Below are 964 nucleotides of genomic sequence, written 5' to 3'. Positions count from 1 at the left end.
ACCTCGCAGCCGAGATCTTGAAGTCGTTTCATGAGGCGACGGATGGTTTTGGTGCGATCCTGGCGGTCGAAGTGCTCGCAGCCGAGGTCGTTGTACTCGGTGCCGTCACGAAGCATGTGGTACGCGGCGGTGAGCATCGAGGCGGCCACCGCGAGGATGGCCTTCTTGGCTCCGCGACGTGCCTTGATACGCAGGAACTGCGCTCGCAGGTAGCTGGACTTGACGCGCACCGCGGCCCAGGCGGCGGTCACCAGGGTGGTCTTGATCCAGGTGCCACTCTTGCGAACGCGGGTGGATCGGCGCTTGCCGGCGCTCTCGTCGCTGCGCGGGCACAGGCCTGCCCAGGAGATCAGATGCCCGGCAGTGGGGAAGCGCGACATGTCCACGCCGATCTCCGCCACCACGACACTGGCCGTCAGGTCACTGACCCCGGGCATCGTCGTGAGCAGGCGGGCGCGCTGCCGGATCGGCGCCAGCGCTTTTCCCACGGCCGCATCCAGTTCGGCCAACGTGTGGTGCAAGGCGTCGACCACCTGCAGGTGCAGCCGCAGCATGGTGCGGTGGTGCTCGGTGATGCGCCCGCGCAGCGCCTCGCGCAATTCGGCGCTCTTGTTGCGCGCCGTGCCCTGRGCCAGCGCAGCCAGTTGCGCCGGATCGCTCTGGCCGGCCACGATGGCATCGAGCATCGCGCGGCCGCTCTTGCCCAGCACGTCCGACAACACACTGCCCAGCTTGAGGTTGGCGTCCTCCAGCACCTTYTGGATGCGCAGCGAGTGCTGGGAGAGCTCCCGMACGAGTTGCTTGCGSGTGCGCGTGAGGTCGCGCAGCTGCTGGATCGCCTGCGGCGGCACGAAGCTGGAGCGGATCAGGCCGTGCGCCAAGAGATCGGCAATCCACATCGCGTCGTTGACGTCGCTCTTGCGGCCGGGCACGTTGCGGATGTGCGCGGCGTTGGCCAGCACCA

Annotated in this window: 1 protein-coding gene; it reads right to left on the bottom strand. The window is 67.8% G+C overall.

Going from position 1 to position 964, the window contains the following annotated elements; genetic code table 11:
* Positions 1-964 (bottom strand): IS110 family RNA-guided transposase (locus tag AC1DMS_RS31715; protein WP_478182145.1); only part of this gene is annotated, 964 nt, incomplete at both ends.

This window comes from Variovorax sp. 05T418 (assembly GCF_056396385.1).
Note: the sequence above shows the minus strand (reverse complement) of the source record. Positions and strands in the feature narration are given on the sequence as shown.